Origin of the sequence: Oenococcus kitaharae (assembly GCF_025758695.1) — a bacterium.
Taxonomy (GTDB): Bacteria; Bacillota; Bacilli; order Lactobacillales; family Lactobacillaceae; genus Oenococcus; species Oenococcus kitaharae_A.
Genome location: NZ_JANJQP010000001.1, coordinates 444,000 through 463,296, shown reverse-complemented (window position 1 = coordinate 463,296; position 19,297 = coordinate 444,000). Strand labels below are relative to the sequence as shown.

The window sequence follows — 19,297 nt, the reverse complement described above, 5'->3', positions numbered from 1 at the left end:
GCGCTATACAACAGTCAGGAGAAGATTATGCAAGCATTTTCGTCACACCGAAAAGAATTACTTAACGACCTTAAGACGTCGCGTCACGAGGGGCTGAGCAGTCAAGAAGCTGAGAATCGCCTCTTGGCGAACGGTTTTAATAGTATCGAAAGCGACGCGCCGGATCCAATTTGGAAAATTTTTTTACATGCTTTAAGCGAACCAATCATGATTATTTTGTGGTTTGCGATCGCGCTAACCATTTCCAATTCTCTTTTTGAATTTTTTGTCGCTGAAAATGCCAAACACGGCCTTGAGGCTATTTATGAAGCACTAGTTATTTTGATCGTCATTTTTATTAATGCTGGCCTCACTTCTTGGCAAAGCTATACGGCACAAAAATCCTTAAATGCGCTTCAAAAAATGTCTCATCGGCAGATAAAAGTGCTTCGTGATGGCGATTGGCAGAAAATTGATGCAAAACAGCTGGTAACCGGCGATATTGTCGAAGTCCGGATGGGTGATTTTGTTGAGGCAGATCTGCGATGGTTGTCGACTAGCGAATTACAGGTTGATGAGTCCCATCTGACCGGCGAATCGCAGGCAGTTTTAAAAGATAATAAACTTTTACCGGCCAATACTGAATTAGGCGATCGCAGCAACATGGGCTATTCGGCTTCAGTGGTCGTTAACGGCAGTGGTATCGGCGTAGTCACAGCTACGGGTATGGACACTGAATTGGGGAAAATTGCCGGCCTGATCCAAAATACGGCCGTCAAACAGACACCGATAGAAATCACAATTAATCAGCTGACCAGGCGTCTGATGATCTTGGCAGCAGCTGTGGTTATTCTAGCTTTGGCCTATAACCTTATCAAAGAATTTGTCTCCACAGGGCAATTGACAATTGCAGATCTGTTTGAAAATGTCTCCGGTGCAATCGCTTTGGCCGTCGGCGCGATTCCTGATGCGCTGCCGGTTGTCTTATCGATTGTACTGACCGTTGGCGCTCGGCAGCTCGCTGCCAATAACGGTTTGATCAAATCTTTGAACAGTGTCGAGACACTTGGCGCAACGACTTTTATTGCTTCAGACAAGACCGGCACTTTGACTAAGAACGAGATGACTGTCACACGTTTTTATGCGAATGGCGTCAATTATGAAGTTGACGGCAATGGCTATGAACCAGTCGGCGAAATCTTGCCATCGTCAGAGATGGGGGAAAATTATGATTATCAGAAGTTCTTGTTAAGTGCTGTTTTGAATAACGAGGCTGCCATTCAAAAAAATTCAGTCGGCAATTATGTGCCCTTAGGCAATCCGACGGATGTTTCTCTAGTGGTATTAGCAAGAAAAGCCGGCTTGATTCGGGAAACTTTATTGAACCAGACCGATGGGATCGACTACGATATTTTACGGATTCTCCCTTTTGAAAGCCAGCGAAAGATGATGAGTACCGTATTGAAGTGCGGGCCATCTTCATATAAGCTGTTGACCAAAGGTGCCCCGGATGTGATTTTAAACAAGGCTGCAAGTATTCAGATTCATGGTCAATTTCAGTCGGTTGATTCTGCCCGGCCAATGTTTGACCAGCAGATTTTAGATTTCGCCCATGATGCTTTAAGAACAATTGCGGTCGCTGAACGTGATCTGACCGAAGAAGAGGCGCTGCACGCCAGTCAAGAAGAACTGGAAAACGACTTTAAGGTACTTGGCCTGGCGGGCATTATTGATCCGCCGCGTCCCGAGGTTCGGCAATCCATTAAAACACTGCACGAAGCATCAATTCAAGTGGTCATGATCACAGGGGATCATGCAGCGACGGCAAGGGAAATTGCCTACCGCTTGGGAATCGTTTCTGATCGAGATGTTCGCGTTGTGACCGGGAGCGAGATTGAAGGAATGTCTGACAAACAGCTTTTTGATCTTGTTAAACCGATACGTGTCTATGCCAGGGTCGCGCCGGCCCATAAGCAGCGAATCGTTAAAGCCCTGCAGCAGCACCACGAAATTGTTGCCATGACTGGAGATGGCGTCAACGATGCGGCTGCTTTGCGAGCTGCCAATATCGGTATTGCAATGGGCATTAACGGGACCGAAGTGACAAAAGATTCGGCTGATTTAATTCTGCTGGACGATAAATTTACGACGATCCAAAAATCAGTCGCCGCTGGTCGAACTATCTTTGCTAACATTCAAAATTTTATCCGGCAAGAATTAACAACCAATGTGGCTGAAGTGCTTTCACTGCTTTTCACAACTTTTCTGATAACAGCGCCGATTGGGCATATTTCAGAAGTAACGCCAACCCTGACTACTCTGATGGTGCTCTGGGTCAATATGATCAGCGATTCGCTGCCGTCATTTTCGTTGGGATACGATGAACCGGAACATGAGATTATGGCAGAAAAGCCGCGTGACACAGCCAAATCGATTTTGTCGGATCATATGTGGACGAGGGTTTTGATTCGCGGGTTCTTCATGGGTTTGCAAGTGTTTTTAGCCTTTCTTTGGGCCGCCTCAGCCGGTTATCAAATCGCAGAGGCGCAAACAATTGCTTTTCTGACTCTGGTCTTCGGTCAGCTATGGCATGTGTTTGACGCGCGCAGCTCGCGTAGTTTGTTTCATCGAAATCCCTTCAGCAATCCTTATTTGTTAGCGGCAGTTCTCTTTGCAGCGATTGCCTCATTGACCGTGACGATGCTGCCTTTCTTCAATACGTTAATGGGAACACGCCCTTTGACTTGGCCGATTTACTTGGCAGTTATTTTCTTACCAGCTATTCCGACACTGGTACTTTCCGGTATGAAGGAATTTTGGAAAATTAAAATCTGGTGACTTGACGCGTTCTTCATTGCTATCCCGAATAACGTTATGATAAAAGTAAATGAAATGGAGATGGGAAGATGAAAGCAGGAATTTTTGTTGAAGCAGGCAAGATTGAAACGCAGGATCTACCTAAACCTGAAATCAAGGCGCCGACTGATGCCATTTTGAAAATCGTTCGCACCTGTGTCTGTGGTTCGGATTTGTGGTGGTACCGCGGTATTTCCAAACGCCAGCTGAATTCGCAGGTTGGCCATGAGGCAATTGGGATCGTTGAATCTGTTGGTTCGCAAGTCACAAATGTGAAGCCTGGCGACTTTGTCATTGCGCCATTCACGCATGGCTGTGGTCATTGTGCCGCATGTTTGGCTGGATTTGATGGTGATTGCATGACGAAGACAGATTCTGAAATTGTTGGTTACCAAGCTGAATATCTGCGTTTTAAAAATGCTAATTGGGCGCTGGTCAAGATTCCGGGACAGCCTGAAGACTACAGTGACGAGCAGCTGAACGATTTGCTGACGCTGGCCGATGTAATGGCGACTGGTTATCACGCAGCTAAGAGTGCTGAACTGAAAGCCGGTGATACAGTGGTTGTCATGGGTGATGGTGCTGTTGGCCTTTGTGGGGTTATTGGCGCTAAATTGCTGGGTGCCAAACGGATTATTGCCATGAGCCGTCATGAAGACCGTCAGAAACTCGCAACTGCCTTTGGCGCTACTGATATCGTGCCGGAACGTGGCGATGCCGCTGTTAAGCACGTTTTGGAAATGACTGATGGCGCTGGTGCAGATGCTGTCCTTGAATGTGTTGGTACTGAGCAGTCTGTCGATACAGCCGTCAAAGTCGGTCGTCCGGGTTCGATTGTTGGTCGTGTCGGTGTGCCGCAAAAAGCCGAAATGAATACAAATGATTTATTCTGGCGCAACATCGGCCTGCGCGGAGGCATTGCCTCTGTGACGACTGACGACCGTCAAGTATTGTTGGATGCTGTCTTAAAAGGTGAGATTCATCCAGGCAAAGTCTTTACAAAACACTTTGACTTGGATCATATCGAAGATGCCTATGCAGCCATGGACAAGCGTGAGGCGATCAAGTCGCTGTTGGTTGTGAGCGCTTGATTAGATTCATAATTCGGAAATTTGGATAAATTAAAACCCAAGCTTAATTGCTTGGGTTTTCTTTTTATTACACGATATGCGGTTGGCCAGTTGAAGCACTTGTGCCGCCATCGACAGTCAAGATTGTGCCTGTAATGTAGGCAGCGTCTGCCGAGGCCAGGAAGAGGACAGCCGGAGCCACGTCAGTGGGTTTTTCCGGACGGCCTAAGGCAATTCGGTTGTTGAAAGGTGCTAATTGTGCTGGATTTTGGACAGCGTTTTTTGTCATATCGGTCAGCGTGAAAGCTGGTGCGACGGCATTAATCCGGACACCGAAGGCACCCCAATCCAGGGCTAGCGAGCGGACGAAACCGTTAATCGCATGTTTGCTGGCATTATAAATAGCTTGTTTCCAATCTCCGAAACTGCCGGAGACAGAGGAGATCGCTACGAAATTACCCTTGCTGGTTTTTAAAGCAGGGAGGGCAGCTTGAGCTAAGTAGAAAAAGGCATCGATATTAATTGAACGCAGTGTTTCCCAATCAGATAAGCTGACTTTATCGAAATCGCCGCCTTGAAAGACAGCGGCATCGCTGACGACGACATCCAATTGGTGGAAACGTGCCAGAATCTGCTCAACAATTTCTCCAGCAGATTCAGGTTTTGAAATGTCTTTGGCGATAGCTAGTGTTTTTTCTGCTGGATAGCCGGCGAGTGTCTCCTGTAAAGCTGAAAGCCGACGGCCAACAATTGCAACGCTGGCACCGTTTTCCAAAAAGGCTTGCGTAATCGCTCGGCCTATTCCACTGCCGCCGCCAGTGATTAGGATAACTTTATTTTGGAATTGATAATGATTTTCTGTCATTGATTTTCCTTTCGATTGTGCCAAAAAGGACGCAAGTTAATTATAGGCAACTTCATCGGTAGCGACAATTTTGAAATTACCTATATAAACCGCGGACTTTATTTATCAACTAAGGCGCAGTTTTTTAATCGTCATCTTATTTTTAGCACTAGAGGTTGGAGCTGGCTTTATGCTACTATTCTTTGAAAGTAGCGTTTTATCTCAATAATTGCGTCTACTGTCATTTTTGCTGCTTTAGCTAATCCGTTATTTGCAGTTAATCCAATTACTAGAAAAGAGGCCAAATGAAAAAAATAATTTTAGCAGTTATCGCTGCCGCTATTGTCATCATCGGAGGGGTTGTTTGGGCGATGAATGGCTTGAGGACTGCACCTCAGACATCTTCAAGCAGCTCGCAAATGTCCAAAAGCAGTACCTCCGGATCAGGATCGGGGACAGGGTCTAGTCAGAAGACATTGATCGTTTACTATTCTCGGACAGGCAATACAAGAGCGGTCGCTGAATTAATTCAAAATCAAGTCGGCGGCGATCTCTTTCAAATCGAGACGAAAGTTCCGCGGCCAAAAAATTATCGTGCCGAGGTCAATCAAAATGAGCAGGAGCAAAATGATAATACCTTGCCGGCCCTGAAAAACAAAGTCCCGAATTTTGCATCCTATGATCGTGTCTTTATTGGGTCGCCGACTTGGAATATGGCTCTGCCGCAAGCTGTTGTCACTTTTTTGGATAGCTATAATTTTTCCGGCAAGACAGTGATTCCTTTTAATACCAATGGTGGTTATGGTGTCGGTTCTGTCTTCACACAGATCAGGTCAGGTGCAAAAAATGCAGATCGTGTGCTTCAAGGCTTTTCTGTCGAAGGCGGCCAGGAGACGAATGGCATTTTGCTAGCTATCAAGGGCAATCGACGCGTTCAAGTCAACAAAGAAGTCGATAGTTGGCTTTCGAAAATCGGACAGAATCGGAAGTAACCTCTTTGAAGTAATCAGGTTCATGAAAAGATGCAGCATAAACGGATAATCAGCATCACCATTTTAATCATTGCGGCCATTGCTGCCGTTTCTGTCTTAGTTTGTCTATTTTTTGTAAACCAATCACATGTTAGTCAGGCTCGCAATCGATTAGTTCGCTATCGGACCGTTTACAAGGGCAGGACCTATGACAAGACGGCTCTGGTTTATCTGCCGCGTGGCTATCAGGATTCATCAAAAAAGTATAATGTGCTGTTTTTGATGCATGGATGGGGGATGTCCGAGAATGATTTTATCAAAGGCGATCCCAATGACAAAGCACCTGTGATTGATGATTTAATGAAGGACGAGAAAAATCCTTTTATCGTTGTCTCTCCGACCTATTATCCCAATTGGTCCTTTACAAATGATGACGAAGCTAGCGAGGACAAGCTGACAAAGCGTTTTGCTAAAACTGAAATCAATCAGGTTTTACGCGCAGTTCAAGCCAAGTATCGCGTATACAAAAGCCGTAACCATTACGCCTTTGCCGGATTTTCTTTTGGTGCCATTACAGGCTGGGCCGTCATGCAGGACCAATTAAGCCATTTTCGGTATTTTCAAATGATCGCAGGTGGGGATGACCGGGCCGCCCAATTACGCAGCAAGCTTTTGAAAAGTAAGCTGGCTTATGACGTCACAGTTAGTGTTGGTAGTGATGATTATGTGAATAATGGGACGCCCTATGATATCGACCGAACCATGAATACGCTGAAAAACGTGCCGCACATCCGTTTCCACATCGATGAAAACGGCAGTCATGATTTACCAAGTGCCATGCGGCAACTGAAATTTGGCATGCGTTTTTTCTTTAAATAAGCTAATAAAAAGCCGGCCTTGATTGGTCGGCTTTATTTTTATTTGCCAAGCTTATTCAGCGCTTTGAAATCGGCATCATCCAGCTCAATCTTTTGAGCGGCGATATTGTCGATCGCGTGGCCTGCATTACTGGTTCCCGGAATCGGCAGGATCACATCGGACCTTTTTAGCAGCCAAGCCAATGCAAGCTGGGCAGGGCTGGCAACGTATTTTTCTGTCAGCGCAGCTAATTCAGGATTTTCCAACAGTTTGCCAGTCGCTAAGGGGAACCAAGGAATGAAAGCGATATGGTGTTTTTCGGCGTACTTTAAGACATCCTCATCGCTGCGGTCGATCAGATTGTAGCGATTTTGTACGGAAACGATAGGCACGATCTTCCGGACGGCTTTAATCTGCTTGACCGATACCTGGCTGAGGCCGATATGCTTGATTTTACCTTCGTCCTGCATATCTTTAAGCACACCGATTTGATCTGCCAAGTCGACTTTATGGTCAATCCGATGGAGCTGGAGCAGGTCAATGTGATCCAACCCTAAAGTATAGAGATTTTCTTCGACTTGCTGACGGAGATATTCAGGGCGGCCGAGTGCTGTCCATTCATCAGGTCCTTGGCGTGTGAAGCCGACTTTTGTGGCCACCATGACCTTGGCATCCGGCCTATTTTTCAAGGCCTCTTTCAAATAAAGATTGGCAAACAGCGGGCCGTAGGCATCGGCTGTGTCAATAAAATTCACGCCATGGTCAATCACGGTCTCGATCACGCGAACGGCGTTTTGCGGGTCGGCAGAAGGCCCCCAGACGCCTGGTCCTGGCAGCTGCATTGTGCCATATCCCAAGCGATTAACGGTCAAATCATCATCAAACTGAAATTTCTGTTCCAGCATTATTCACCTCTTGCATATAGCATAGGCGCGTGTCAAATGATAGTCAAAGCATTTCAAGTTATTTTTTTCATTTGCTACTAACATATTGTAAGGCTAAAAAAACTAGTGTAGCCTTGATAGTATAAGAAGAAATTGGAGGAACGACAATGCCTGAAAAGCAGTTTGATTATGATGTTTTGTACATTGGAAGCGGACATGGTACTTTTGACGGTGCGATTCCACTTGCAGCCAAGGGTTATAAAGTAGCAGTTGTAGAGGCCGATCTAATTGGTGGCACCTGTCCCAACCGCGGCTGCAACGCGAAAATTATTTTGGATATGCCTGTTGCACTTCGTCGCCAATTCGAGGATTTAAATGGTGTCGTGACTGGCGGTGTTGCTATTGATTGGTCTCAGAATGTTGCTCATAAAGAGGAAGTTATTGGGGTACTTCCCGGCTTTATCGGCGGCTTGTTGGATTCAGTCCATATCGATGTGATTCACGGCAAAGGTGTTTTGGAGGATCCTCATACAGTCTCGATTGATGGCACTTTGAAAACAGCTGGCAAAATCGTGATCGCGACTGGTCTGCGTCCAAATCGTCTGGATATTCCCGGTATTGATTTGGCTCATGACAGCAGCGATTTCATGAATCTGACGAAGATGCCAAAAAAGATCACGATTATCGGCGGTGGTTATATCGCGATGGAGTTTGCGACGATTGCTAATGCTACTGGGGCTGATGTGACTGTTTTGCTTCGTGGCGATAAGGCTTTGCGTGCCTTTCATCAGGAATTTGTCGAAACAATTATCAGCGATTTGGAAAAACATGGTGTTACATTCAAACGCGAGATCTCAGTAACAGAACTGAAAGCCGCTGGCGACCAGATTCAAGTGCTGACAGCAGATGGCCAATCAAGCACCACAGATTGGGTATTGGATGCCACTGGCAGAATCCCGAATGTTGAAAATATCGGCCTTGAGAAGGTAGGTGTGCATTATACGGCTAAGGGCGTCACGGTTAACGACCACTTGCAGACCTCTGTCCCAAGTATTTATGCTTCTGGCGATGTCATTGATAAGGCACAGCCAAAGCTCACACCGACGGCGATCTTTGAGTCCAAGTATCTGTCCGCACAGTTTGCCGGCGAATCAAGCGACCCGATCAAGTATCCGGTCATTCCGTCGGTTGTCTTTACGACGCCGCGTCTGGCCAAAGCAGGAGTTTCACCGGAAACAGCCGCTGCAGCACCATCTGATTACACTGTTTCTGCCAATCACACTCCTAATGATTGGTATCGCCAGGCAAGCAAGGAAACGCTTGGCGATAACTTGCTAGTCTTTGATAAGGCACATCATTTGGTGGGCGCGACTGAGGTCAGCAATCAAGCAGAAAATGTGATCAATAGTCTGCTGCCTGCAATTGAATTTAAATTTGGGCCAGCTGAATTGAATCGTCTAGTTTATCTGTTCCCATCGATTACCTCTGCGGCTTATGGCCAATTATAAAATTAATCATTAAAAAACGCCGACCATTTGGCCAGCGTTTTTTGTTATGGGGGAAATTACATTACCATCTCTGACAACGAAGACTGTGACATATTTTCAGCAACTTGTGCCCAATTGACAACATGCCAGAAAGCCTTGATATATTCAGGGCGGCGATTTTCGTATTTCAAATAATAAGCATGTTCCCAAAGATCAATTCCCAAAAGCGGTGTCAGCCCTATTGAGATTGGCGAATCCTGGTTCATCGTCGAGACAATCTGCAGCTTTCCGTCCGGCTTCATCACGAGCCATGTCCAGCCTGATCCGAACACAGCAACAGCATTGCTGGAAAAAGCATTTTTAAATTCTTGCAGGTTTCCCCATTCCTTATTAATCCTGTCCAATAGTCCGGCATCGATTTTCTGATCAAAATCTGGAGAAAGCATCTTCCAAAAAAGACTGTGATTATAGTGGCCACCAGCTTGATTTCGTACCGGTGTCCGTAATTTTTCCGGCAGTTTGTCCAGATTTGTCAATATTTTTTCAATCGGCCAATTTGCAAATTCGGGATAGTCTACGAGCAGCGCATTCAATTTGTCGACATAGGTCTGATGGTGCATGTCGTGATGCAGATGCATGGTTCTCTCGTCAATATAAGGTGTTAACGCATCATAATTGTAGGGTAATTCGGGTAAAACAAAAACCATCGGATAACCTCCTTGTTTTTGGATTAAGCGCTTACATCCAACTTAATTTTATCAAATTTCGGCATTTGTTTCTGAAGCGGATTATCTTGGAAAATCGTTTGACAATCCAATAAATTCATGTATCATTGAAGACAATATATTGGCAGAGAGAAGATAAGTAATTAGCGAAATTTTCAGAGAGTCGGAGGTCGCTGGGATCCGATAATGACAGCTAATGAACCATGGTCTTTGAGCTTTGTTTCTACGAGTGGTTTACCGCAAGTAGGGATCGGTTGCGTCCGTTATCACGTCAGACTATCATCGCAGGTTCATCTACCTTGCGACGTAGCCACAGAGGGTATGCAGGTGACTGTATGCTGAACACGAGTGGTAAAGCGCTTATTCGCCCCGTAAACAGGTCTTTCTGTTTGCGGGTTTTTTGTGCAGATGGCAGACAAATTAAGAATAGGGGAAAAATTATGACATTAGTAGCAAGTAAAATCGGTTTTCAGCACGTTGGCTCGTTTTTAAGGCCGCAGGTAATCAAGGAGGCGCGGGCAAAGTTTGCTAAAAAGGAAATTACTTTTGACCAGCTGCACGAGATTGAAAATCAGGAAATTGAAAAATTAATCAAAAAAGAAGCTGAAGCTGGACTTGATTATGTCACGGATGGCGAATTCCGCCGCAGTTACTGGCATCTTGATTTCTTCTGGGGATTTGGTGGCGTAAAACATATTCACTACGGTGAAGGCTATCGTTTTGCCCATGAAGAGACACGTGATGACTCGGCCGTGTTGGATGGCAAGCTGTCTTTTGATGCTGAGAAACACCCCTTTATCAATGACTTCGTCCTAACCAAGACTTTGGCGGAAAAATATGGTGTTCTGGCCAAACAGACGATTCCGGCACCAGCACAACTTTATTTAGAACTTGTCCGTGGCACAAACGCAGACCTGATCAAAAATTATTATGCCAGCGAGAAGGATTTGCTCGATGATATCGTCAAAATTTATCACGAAGCAATTTTGGCCTTTTATGATGCCGGCGCTCGTGTTGTACAAATTGACGACTGCACTTGGGGGATGCTGGTAGATAAGAATTTTTGGCAGACAATGGTTGGTGCCGGTTTCGATCCCGAAAAGCTGAAGGATACCTATTTGAAGCTAAATAATGGTGCGATCGCTGACCTGCCTTCAGATTTAACAGTCAATACACACGTCTGCAGAGGTAATTATCACTCTGATTGGGCAGCACAAGGCGGTTACGATTCAGTCGCCGACAAGCTTTTCGGCCAGGAAAATGTTTCAACCTACTTCTTGGAATATGATTCTGATCGTGCCGGTGGTTTTGAACCCCTAGCTAAAGTTAGTGGTGACAAAAGAGTCGTCTTAGGCCTTGTGACCTCTAAAAGTCCAGTGTTGGAAGACCGTCAAGTGATTATCGACCGCATTCATCAGGCGGAAAAATTCCTACCTCTGGATCGTTTGTGGTTGTCGACCCAGTGCGGTTTTGCGTCGACCGAAGAAGGGAATGAATTAACCGAAGCCGACGAATGGAAGAAATTAGCTCTGGTGAAGTCAATCATCGAAGAGGTATGGGGTTAAACATTGGCACATATCGACACAATCTTGGTCCAGGCCAGCAATGGGTCTGATGATGCAAAGACCGGCGCTGTCAGTACGCCCCTGTATTTTTCGACGGCTTTCCGTCATCCGGGATTAGGCGAGTCGACCGGGTTTGATTACGCCCGTTTGCAGACGCCGACGCGGGCGATTTTGGAAAAACAGTTAGCCGTTTTGGAACACGGTTCCGATGGTTTTGCTGTTTCTTCGGGTATGGCGGCGATTGATTTGCTGTTTTCCAGTGTCATGCACAGTGGTGAGAATTTTGTCAGTTCCGATGATTTATATGGTGGCTCTTTTCGCTATTTTGATGATATTGCCAAAAAGGATAACGTCAGCTACACACTTTGGGATGGCCAGGATGAGCAGGCGTTAGCAGACAAAATCAACGACAAGACGCGCCTTTTGTGGCTGGAAACACCTAGCAACCCGACCATGAAAATCATTGACATCAAAAAATGTGCGCAAGCTGCCCACAAGAAGAATCCCAATATTATCGTGGCCGTTGACAACACTTTTTTGTCGCCGATTTTTCAAAATCCGATCGACGATGGTGCTGATGTTGTCGTTCACTCAGCGACAAAGTATCTGGGTGGACATAATGACATTCTGGCTGGTGCTGTGATCACAAAATCGCATGATTTAGGCGAAACTATTGACTATAATCTGGTTACGCGCGGACAGGTACTGGATCCATTTTCCTGCTGGCTGTTGTTGCGCAGTTTGAAGACATTGCATCTCAGGATGGCCCGGCACGATAGCAATGGCCGTTTTCTGGCTAAACACCTGCCAAAATTTGCCGGTGTTGAAAAAGTCCTGTATCCAGGGCTGGGCGGCATGCTGAGCTTTTACTTGGCTGACGGTTATGACACCGATAAACTTCTGAAGGGATTAAAAGTGTTTTCCTTTGCTGAAAGCCTTGGTGGCGCTGAAAGCCTGATTACGATTCCTAGTATCCAGACGCATCATGACATGAGTCAAGAAAGGCGCGATCAGCTGGGCATTACGGATAATCTTGTGCGTGTGAGTGCTGGATTGGAAGATCAGGACGATTTGTTGGCCGATCTCAAGCAGGCGATTAAGGGGGCAAAAGTATGACGCTTTATGTCGCAAATGGTTTGGCCAGAGCCAGGCAGACTGAAAACAACTTTCGCCAGTTGGCCGACAAGGACAACGATTATTCGGACAAAGCGAGTAATGTTTTAATTGTTTGTCTGATGTCGACTCGGGAGCAAAGCGAATTGCAGTATTTGGCTTTGCTGAAATTGATTTCTGATCAGAGTGGGCAGGATTTCAATGTCCGTTTTGCTATGCCGGCGACACATCATCTAAAAAAAGAATCAGAAACGATTCGCGGCTGCTATGAGCCCCTGCCAAAAGCCGAAAAAAACCACTACGACTGGACGATTGTCACTGGCTCACCAGTGGATCGAATAGCTTTTGAAGAGGTCGATTACTGGTCGGAATTTGCTGACTTTGTCGACTGGCAGAACAAGAATTCCAAGCGGACTTTCTTTGCCTGCTGGTCGGCTGCGGCTTACGCACACGTCAAACGAGTTCATGTGACACAATTAAAGCGCAAGCGTTTTGGTATCTATCGTTTTGACCTGAGTGAGGCGCTTGTTGACCGTGCACCGCATTCCCGCTGGTTTTCGATTGATTTTCAGGCGGCGCAAAAAGCTGGCTGGCGGATTCTGTCAGGTGACCAGCACTTTGGTGTTTCCTTAGCCGAACTAGAACAAGGCCGCGTGCTGCTATCTTCCGGGCATTTTGAATATGATCAAGATACGCTGCAAAAAGAGTATTTGCGTGATATCGGCAAGGGAATGAAACAGGCCAAACCCGAAAATTACTTGCTTGATAATCAGCAGGTGAACGATTGGCGTCAGCCGGCATCCGAGCTGCTTTCAGATTGGCTTGGTTTAGCTGGAAATTCTGCTGCAAAAGGTAAGAAAAATTTATTTAAAGAGGTGGCATGAGCGATTTTAGTGATCCGACAAAAATAATTAAATTAACAACACCGCATGATCCAGAGAATGGTGCGCTGAATACGCCGATTTATATGACATCGACTTTCAGCCAGCCGGATTTGGATCATTTTCATGAGTTTGATTACGCACGATCTGGGAATCCGACGCGCCAAGCTGGTGAAAAAGCACTGGCTCAGTTGGAAGGGGCCGAATATGGTTACCTGTTTTCGACTGGTATGGCAGCTATTTCCAGTGTGCTGCTGACTTTTAGTGCCGGCGATCATCTCGTGATTTCTGGACACGTCTACGGCGGGACCTATCGTGTTTTAAATGAAATTCTGACCCGTTTTAACATCAGTCACAGCTACGCAGATTTTTGTGACCCAGGTGCAGTTGAAGCAGCAATCAAGCCCAATACGAAAGCACTTTATATTGAGACGCCTTCGAATCCGACTTTGGATGTGACGGATATTGCTGCCATCTCTCAAATCGCCAAAGCGCATCACCTGATCACGATCGCCGACAATACTTTTATGTCGCCCTATTTGCAAAAGCCGCTGTCTTTGGGTGCTGATATTGTCGTTCACTCGGCGACTAAATTTCTTTCCGGCCACTCCGATCTTTTAGCCGGTGCGGTTATGACTAACAAGCCAGAATTAGCCAAACAGATTTATTTCATCCAAAACGCTGTCGGTGCTACACTGAGTTCCTTTGATACCTGGTTGTTATTGCGCGGCTTAAAGACACTAGCTGTACGTCTGGACCGTTCATCGTCTTCGGCTTTAAAACTAGCTTCTTGGCTGGAAAATCAGCCCCAAGTGGTGCGCGTCCTTTATCCTGGACTGCCCAGCCATCCGGGCTATGAGATTCAACAAAAGCAGGCAAAAAACGGTGGTGCTGTCTTTTCTTTTGATATTGGCAGTGAGGCTGCAGTGAGAACCTTTGTCGCGGCTTTGAAAATTCCGATATTTTCTGTTTCTTTGGGTGCGACAGAGACAATTGTGTCCTATCCACCGAAGATGAGCCATGCCGAATTAAGTGCGGCAGACTTAAAAAAAGAGGGCATTACGCCCGGTTTACTGCGTGTTTCTGTTGGTTTGGAAGATGTCGATGATTTGATCGCCGATTTCAAACAAGCCCTTGGTCAGATCAAATAGCCGACAAAAAAGCCATCTTGTAATTTGCAAGATGGCTTTTAATTTGCTTATTTAACGACTAGAACATCGCAGCTGGCGTTGCGGATCACGTAACTTGTGTGTGAACCAACGACCAGTCTTTCAATTGAATTGAGGCCTGTATCGCCCACAACAATCAGATCGATACCATGCGCTTCGGGATATTCTTTAGCCAGCAGCATTTTCACGTTGCCCAACAGTGTTTCGGTGGTGATATCAATATGCTGTTTTTTAGCTTTCTCGACATATGGGGCCAGTTTCTGTTTCACTTGGCCAATACGGTCTTGATAGAAATCTTCGCTAACGCCAAAGGTCGAATCCATGCCGCGGTCGCGATTGACAATCCAAACAGCACTGAGGCTTGCAGACAAGGTTGAGGCCAGTGCACAAGCTGTTTCAAAGGCTTTATCAGCTTTCTTGGAACCATCAAGGCCAACCAGAATATGCTTGTAAGTCATATTAATCAGCTCCTTTTTTAGCAGAGGCCGTGCCGTCAGAATTGGACGGATTCAACTTTGAATGGCGCTTAGCATAGGCGAAGTAGATCACCATACCGATAGCAAACCAGACGATGAACCGAACCCAGGTTTCCCAGTTCAGACCAGCAATCAGTACCAAGCAGAAGAGAATCGCGATGATTGGTGTCACGGGAACGCCGGGAGCACGGAAACCGCGGTGCAGTTCTGGATGACTGTGCCTCATCCAAAGTATACCTGCAGAAACAAGCACGAAGGCTGTCAAAGTACCAATGTTAACCAGTTCGGACAGAATGTTCAAATTGATTAAGCCGCCTGCAATGGCAGTGACGATACCAAAGAACCAAGTCCCTTTGAAGGGTGTTTGGTACTTGGGATTAACTGAACCAAAGAAACTCGGGAATAAACCGTCACGAGACATTGAATAAGTAATCCGTGACTGACCGTAAAGCTGAACAAGAATAACCGTTGTCATACCAAGAATCGCGCCGACACTGACGATAATCGACAACCAAGTCTGGCCGGTTGAATGAAGAACAGCAAGAATCGGTGCATCCAAGAAACGAGCGAAGACTGTGTACTTAACAACACCAGTCATAATCAAGGTCATGATAATGTAAAGCACAGTTGAGATCAAAAGCGAACCCAGGATGCCTCTTGGCAAGGTCTTGCTGGGGTTGATCGTTTCCTCGGCACTGGAAGAGACTGAATCAAAACCAATGAAGGAGAAGAAAACGATCGAGGCAGCCGGGATAATACCAGCTGCACTGCCGCCATGAAACGAATACAAGCCGTAAGGTGAAAATGGTACCCAGTTATGCGGCTTGATGAACCAGATCGTGCAGACAATGAAGAGAATGATGACGGCTAATTTCACGATAACCATCGTATCGTTGACTCTTTTTGTCTGTGTAATACCAATAGAAATAATCCAAGTAATCAGTAAAACAATTAAAAACGCCGGCAAATTGAAGAATGTTGTCACGCCAGGTGTTGTGCCTGCAGCGGCTGTCAGAACTGTCGGAATATGAATTCCGAGATTTTGCAGCAGATTGACAAAGTAGCCTGACCAGCCGACTGAGACGGTCGCAGCCCCGAGGGCATACTCCAAAATTAAATCCCAGCCAATGATGAAAGCAATAATTTCACCAAAGGCAATGTAGGAATAAGTATAGGCTGACCCTGAGACAGGGGCCATCGAAGCAAATTCCGCGTAACACAAGCCGGCAAATCCACAACAGATTGCCGCAATTAAGAAGGATAATGACAAAGCCGGACCAGCGGTCAGTGCTCCTCTACCAGTTAGGACGAAAATTCCGGTACCGATAATGGCACCAATGCCTAGGAAGGTCAGATCCCAGGTCTTTAACGTCCTTTTCAACGGCGACGAGTATTTCAAAATCTCGTTGACGTCTTTTTTTCTAAACACATCCATGTAACTACCACCTTTCTAAAATTTAGTCACAATTCTATCTCTTATTTTTTTAAGCAATGAAACTAATGTCAGGAAAGCTAACAGATTTTTCAATTTGAATTTACCGTTTTCAATTTTTTCCGGCCGTGATATAGTATGTAGGAAAGCGGATATGTCCTGAAGCGGATTTTTAAGAGACAGGCCGGTGCTGCGAGGCTTGAAATCTCAATCAGGATGCTCCCGTTTATTTAAAAAATAGCAGATAGAGACACAGCACTGTGTGAAGCCGGGTGGTACCGCGAATTTTCGCCCCGGCATTACGCGGTGTTTTTCTATTTACAGTAATGAGGAAAAATGAAAAAACTTGATTCTGCACAAATTCGTCGAATGTTTCTTGATTTCTTTCAATCTAAAGGACACAAGATCGAACCCAGCCAATCCTTGATTCCAAAAGACGATCCCAGCCTTCTTTGGATTAATTCCGGTGTCGCGACCCTTAAAAAATATTTTGACGGTTCTGTCGTACCGGAAAATCCAAGGATTACGAACGCACAAAAATCAATCCGGACCAATGATATTGAAAACGTCGGCCACACTGCACGACACCATACTTTTTTTGAGATGCTGGGCAATTTTTCAGTTGGCGACTATTTTAAAAAAGAGGTTATTCCCTGGGCCTGGGAATTATTAACCAGCCCTGATTGGTTTGCTATTGAGCCGGAAAAATTGTATATCACTTATTATCCGCGCGATACCGAGACCAAGGCTCTTTGGGAAGCTCAGCCAGGTTTTCTGCCCAATCACACAGTTGCCGAAGAGAGCAACTTTTGGGACATTGGTGAAGGTCCTTCTGGACCGGATACGGAAATTTTCTTTGATCGCGGGCCGAAATTTCAGGATCTTCCTGATGATGACCCTGAAATGTATCCCGGCGGCGAAAACGAACGCTATCTGGAAATTTGGAATATCGTCTTTTCACAATTCAATCATCTTCCCGGCATGACCGATAACTCTCAATATCCCGAATTGCCGCATAAAAACATTGATACCGGCATGGGCTTGGAGCGTGTTGTCTCGATTTTTGAAAACGCGCCGACTAATTTTGAAACCGACCTTTTCCTGCCGATCATTCATAAAGTCGAATCGCTTTCCGGTCAAAAGTATGGTCAGGACAAGACATTGGATGTCAGTTTTAAGGTGATTGCCGACCATGTTCGTGCTGTGACTTTTGCTATTTCTGATGGTGCATTGCCGGGCAACAGTGGTCGTGGCTACGTCATTCGCCGCCTGCTTCGCCGAGCCGTCATGCATGGGCGCAAATTAGGCATTGAAAAGCCGTTCTTGACACAGCTTGTACCGATTGTCGGGCAGATTATGTCTTCATATTATCCGGAAATCCTGGCCAATCAGCATCAGATTATCCCAGTGATTAAAGCTGAAGAAGACCGCTTTGACCAGACTTTGACGGCTGGGCTGGCTTTATTAGATGACGATATCCAAGAAGCAAAAGATAAACATGAATCCGAATTATCCGGCGCCAAAGCCTTTAAATTATTCGATACTTATGGTTTTCCTTTGGAATTAACCGAAGAACAGGCAGTTGAAGCCGGATTAAAAGTTGACCGCAAGGGCTTTGAGACAGAGATGAAAGCACAACAAGATCGAGCCCGCAAAGCACAAGGCAAGTTGAAGACTTTCGGTGTTCAAGATGCAGCCTTAATGAACTTAAAAGTGCCTTCCGAGTATGTTGGCTGGTCGCAGACTTCAGTTGATGACACAGAAATTAATGCGATCATCGTTGATGATAAGCAGGTAGACCAAGCACGGGCTGGGCAACAGGCTGTACTAGTCTTTGCTAAGACGCCATTTTATGCTGAAATGGGCGGCCAAGTCGCCGATCATGGCACGGTGAAATCTCTTAACGGCCAATTATTAGGCCAAGTCTTGGATGTTCAAAATGGCCCCAATAAGCAGCATATTCATACCGTCAAACTGTCAGGGGATGTCAAAGTTGGACAACAGGTTGCTTTAGCAGTTGATATGGCGCGTCATCTGGCGGTTTCTAAAAATCATACGGCGACACATTTATTAGATCAGGCTTTAAGAAATGTGATTGGCGGCAATATTCATCAAGCTGGTTCACTGGTTGAGACAGACTACCTGCGTTTTGATTTCACCCATCAGGGTGCTGTTTCTCAAAAAACTTTGGATCAAATTGAAGACCAAGTGAATCAGCAGATTGCCTTAGCGTTGCCGATTACCTGGATTGAGACTGATATCGAATCAGCCAAGAAATTAGGTGCAGTCGCTGTTTTCGGTGAAAAATATGGTAAAAAAGTGCGTGTTGTTTCCATCGGCGATTACAATAAAGAGTTTGATGGCGGCACGCACGCTTCCAATACAAGCGAGCTGGGCCTGTTTAAGATTGTCAGCGAGTCAGGAACCGGTGCCGGCACTCGGCGTATTGAAGCCGTTACCGGGCAGGCAGCTTTTCGCCTTTTCAAACAGCACGAAGATGAATTAAAAAAGACGGCTGCCATTTTGGAGACTCAGAAAATCACAGATGTCCCAGAAAAAGTCGCTGGATTAATTCAGGAGCTCAAAGACAGTAAAAAGGCCTTAGAGGCCTTATCAGCCAAAGCTGCCAATCAAGCAGCCGAAAAATTATTTGATTCGAGCCAGACGGTTAACGGCATCAGTTACGTTGCTGCTCAAATAGATGGTCAGACTGCTGATGGCCTGAGGTTGATTGTCGATGATTGGCGTGCCAAACAGGTTTCTGACTTGATTATTCTCGCCAGCAATAATGCGGGCAGCCCAATTCTAGTTGCTGCATCGCGAATTCCAAAACAGATTAAAGCCGGCGATCTTATCAAAAACCTTGCTGTGAAGATTCAGGGCGGCGGCGGCGGACGACCCGATTTGGCGCAGGCTGGCGGAAAAAATCCGGCCGGTATTAAAGATGCGTTATCAGCTGTTAAGCAATATCTACAAAACCTATGATA

The 19,297-nt window shown here is 45.8% G+C and carries 15 protein-coding genes; 10 read left to right on the top strand and 5 right to left on the bottom strand.

What is annotated here, in order from left to right; genetic code table 11:
- Positions 1–27: 27 nt before the first annotated feature.
- Together NRF22_RS02335 and NRF22_RS02330 are read left to right on the top strand one after the other, a co-directional pair.
- Entirely contained in the window at positions 28–2,817 is a 2,790-nt protein-coding gene (locus tag NRF22_RS02335) for a cation-translocating P-type ATPase (protein WP_263779056.1), read from the top strand.
- Between the two features lie 68 nt (positions 2,818–2,885).
- The gene (locus NRF22_RS02330; protein WP_263779055.1) at positions 2,886–3,926 is read left to right on the top strand and encodes a zinc-dependent alcohol dehydrogenase family protein; all 1,041 of its coding nucleotides are present in this window, start codon (positions 2,886–2,888) and stop codon (positions 3,924–3,926) included.
- Positions 3,927–3,993: 67 nt separating this feature from the next.
- Here NRF22_RS02330 and NRF22_RS02325 read toward each other — a convergent pair whose 3' ends face one another.
- Entirely contained in the window at positions 3,994–4,770 is a 777-nt protein-coding gene (locus NRF22_RS02325; protein ID WP_263779054.1) for an SDR family NAD(P)-dependent oxidoreductase, read from the bottom strand.
- A gap of 284 nt (positions 4,771–5,054) precedes the next feature.
- Here NRF22_RS02325 and NRF22_RS02320 point away from each other — a divergent pair, with 284 nt between their 5' ends.
- Together NRF22_RS02320 and NRF22_RS02315 are read left to right on the top strand one after the other, a co-directional pair.
- A complete protein-coding gene (locus NRF22_RS02320) occupies positions 5,055–5,741 on the top strand; it encodes a flavodoxin (RefSeq protein ID WP_318528699.1) in 687 nt (228 codons plus the stop codon).
- Positions 5,742–5,771: 30 nt separating this feature from the next.
- Complete coding sequence (locus tag NRF22_RS02315; protein ID WP_263779053.1) at positions 5,772–6,599, top strand: alpha/beta hydrolase; 828 nt, start codon at positions 5,772–5,774, stop codon at positions 6,597–6,599.
- 38 nt (positions 6,600–6,637) lie between these two features.
- Here the strand turns inward: NRF22_RS02315 and NRF22_RS02310 are convergent, their stop codons facing one another.
- Positions 6,638–7,483, bottom strand: coding sequence for an aldo/keto reductase (locus NRF22_RS02310; protein WP_263779052.1), 846 nt, complete (start codon positions 7,481–7,483; stop codon positions 6,638–6,640).
- Positions 7,484–7,629: 146 nt separating this feature from the next.
- Between NRF22_RS02310 and NRF22_RS02305 the strand changes: the two genes are divergently transcribed.
- A complete protein-coding gene (locus NRF22_RS02305; RefSeq protein ID WP_263779051.1) occupies positions 7,630–8,970 on the top strand; it encodes a dihydrolipoyl dehydrogenase family protein in 1,341 nt (446 codons plus the stop codon).
- A 56-nt stretch (positions 8,971–9,026) separates the two neighbouring features.
- Here the strand turns inward: NRF22_RS02305 and NRF22_RS02300 are convergent, their stop codons facing one another.
- Positions 9,027–9,656 carry a superoxide dismutase gene (locus NRF22_RS02300; protein ID WP_263779050.1) on the bottom strand — a complete coding sequence of 210 codons (630 nt, stop codon included), beginning with the start codon at positions 9,654–9,656 and terminating at the stop codon, positions 9,027–9,029.
- Positions 9,657–10,114: 458 nt separating this feature from the next.
- On the opposite strand from NRF22_RS02300, the gene NRF22_RS02295 reads away from it, so the two are divergent.
- The 4 genes from NRF22_RS02295 to NRF22_RS02280 are packed head-to-tail and all read left to right on the top strand — an operon-like array spanning position 10,115 to position 14,384.
- Positions 10,115–11,239 carry a 5-methyltetrahydropteroyltriglutamate--homocysteine S-methyltransferase gene (locus NRF22_RS02295; RefSeq protein ID WP_263779049.1) on the top strand — a complete coding sequence of 375 codons (1,125 nt, stop codon included), beginning with the start codon at positions 10,115–10,117 and terminating at the stop codon, positions 11,237–11,239.
- 3 nt (positions 11,240–11,242) lie between these two features.
- Entirely contained in the window at positions 11,243–12,355 is a 1,113-nt protein-coding gene (locus tag NRF22_RS02290) for a trans-sulfuration enzyme family protein (RefSeq protein ID WP_263779048.1), read from the top strand.
- Positions 12,352–13,236, top strand: a complete 885-nt coding sequence (locus NRF22_RS02285) for a homoserine O-acetyltransferase/O-succinyltransferase family protein (protein WP_263779047.1) — start codon at positions 12,352–12,354, stop codon at positions 13,234–13,236. The genes NRF22_RS02290 and NRF22_RS02285 overlap by 4 nt, the downstream gene beginning before the upstream one ends.
- Positions 13,233–14,384, top strand: coding sequence for a trans-sulfuration enzyme family protein (locus NRF22_RS02280; protein ID WP_263779046.1), 1,152 nt, complete (start codon positions 13,233–13,235; stop codon positions 14,382–14,384). Before NRF22_RS02285 ends, NRF22_RS02280 begins: the two co-directional genes overlap by 4 nt.
- 47 nt (positions 14,385–14,431) lie before the next feature.
- Here NRF22_RS02280 and NRF22_RS02275 read toward each other — a convergent pair whose 3' ends face one another.
- Together NRF22_RS02275 and NRF22_RS02270 are read right to left on the bottom strand one after the other, a co-directional pair.
- Positions 14,432–14,860, bottom strand: coding sequence for a universal stress protein (locus NRF22_RS02275; RefSeq protein ID WP_263779045.1), 429 nt, complete (start codon positions 14,858–14,860; stop codon positions 14,432–14,434).
- Between the two features lies 1 nt (position 14,861).
- Positions 14,862–16,313 (bottom strand): amino acid permease, encoded by a 1,452-nt coding sequence (locus NRF22_RS02270; protein ID WP_263779044.1) that lies wholly within the window; start codon positions 16,311–16,313, stop codon positions 14,862–14,864.
- Between the two features lie 333 nt (positions 16,314–16,646).
- Between NRF22_RS02270 and alaS the strand changes: the two genes are divergently transcribed.
- A complete protein-coding gene (alaS, locus tag NRF22_RS02265; protein WP_263779043.1) occupies positions 16,647–19,295 on the top strand; it encodes an alanine--tRNA ligase in 2,649 nt (882 codons plus the stop codon).
- Positions 19,296–19,297 lie beyond the last annotated feature (2 nt).

What these genes read in the sequence shown, in the direction of transcription:
- alaS (WP_263779043.1), top strand. Translation starts at nt 16,647, where the DNA reads ATGAAAAAACTTGATTCTGCACAAATTCGTCGAATGTTTCTTGATTTC.
- NRF22_RS02300 (WP_263779050.1), bottom strand. Translation starts at nt 9,656, where the DNA reads ATGGTTTTTGTTTTACCCGAATTACCCTACAATTATGATGCGTTAACA.
- NRF22_RS02270 (WP_263779044.1), bottom strand. Translation starts at nt 16,313, where the DNA reads ATGGATGTGTTTAGAAAAAAAGACGTCAACGAGATTTTGAAATACTCG.
- NRF22_RS02305 (WP_263779051.1), top strand. Translation starts at nt 7,630, where the DNA reads ATGCCTGAAAAGCAGTTTGATTATGATGTTTTGTACATTGGAAGCGGA.
- NRF22_RS02330 (WP_263779055.1), top strand. Translation starts at nt 2,886, where the DNA reads ATGAAAGCAGGAATTTTTGTTGAAGCAGGCAAGATTGAAACGCAGGAT.
- NRF22_RS02320 (WP_318528699.1), top strand. Translation starts at nt 5,055, where the DNA reads ATGAAAAAAATAATTTTAGCAGTTATCGCTGCCGCTATTGTCATCATC.
- NRF22_RS02275 (WP_263779045.1), bottom strand. Translation starts at nt 14,860, where the DNA reads ATGACTTACAAGCATATTCTGGTTGGCCTTGATGGTTCCAAGAAAGCT.
- NRF22_RS02285 (WP_263779047.1), top strand. Translation starts at nt 12,352, where the DNA reads ATGACGCTTTATGTCGCAAATGGTTTGGCCAGAGCCAGGCAGACTGAA.
- NRF22_RS02335 (WP_263779056.1), top strand. Translation starts at nt 28, where the DNA reads ATGCAAGCATTTTCGTCACACCGAAAAGAATTACTTAACGACCTTAAG.
- NRF22_RS02325 (WP_263779054.1), bottom strand. Translation starts at nt 4,770, where the DNA reads ATGACAGAAAATCATTATCAATTCCAAAATAAAGTTATCCTAATCACT.
- NRF22_RS02295 (WP_263779049.1), top strand. Translation starts at nt 10,115, where the DNA reads ATGACATTAGTAGCAAGTAAAATCGGTTTTCAGCACGTTGGCTCGTTT.
- NRF22_RS02315 (WP_263779053.1), top strand. Translation starts at nt 5,772, where the DNA reads ATGCAGCATAAACGGATAATCAGCATCACCATTTTAATCATTGCGGCC.
- NRF22_RS02280 (WP_263779046.1), top strand. Translation starts at nt 13,233, where the DNA reads ATGAGCGATTTTAGTGATCCGACAAAAATAATTAAATTAACAACACCG.
- NRF22_RS02310 (WP_263779052.1), bottom strand. Translation starts at nt 7,483, where the DNA reads ATGCTGGAACAGAAATTTCAGTTTGATGATGATTTGACCGTTAATCGC.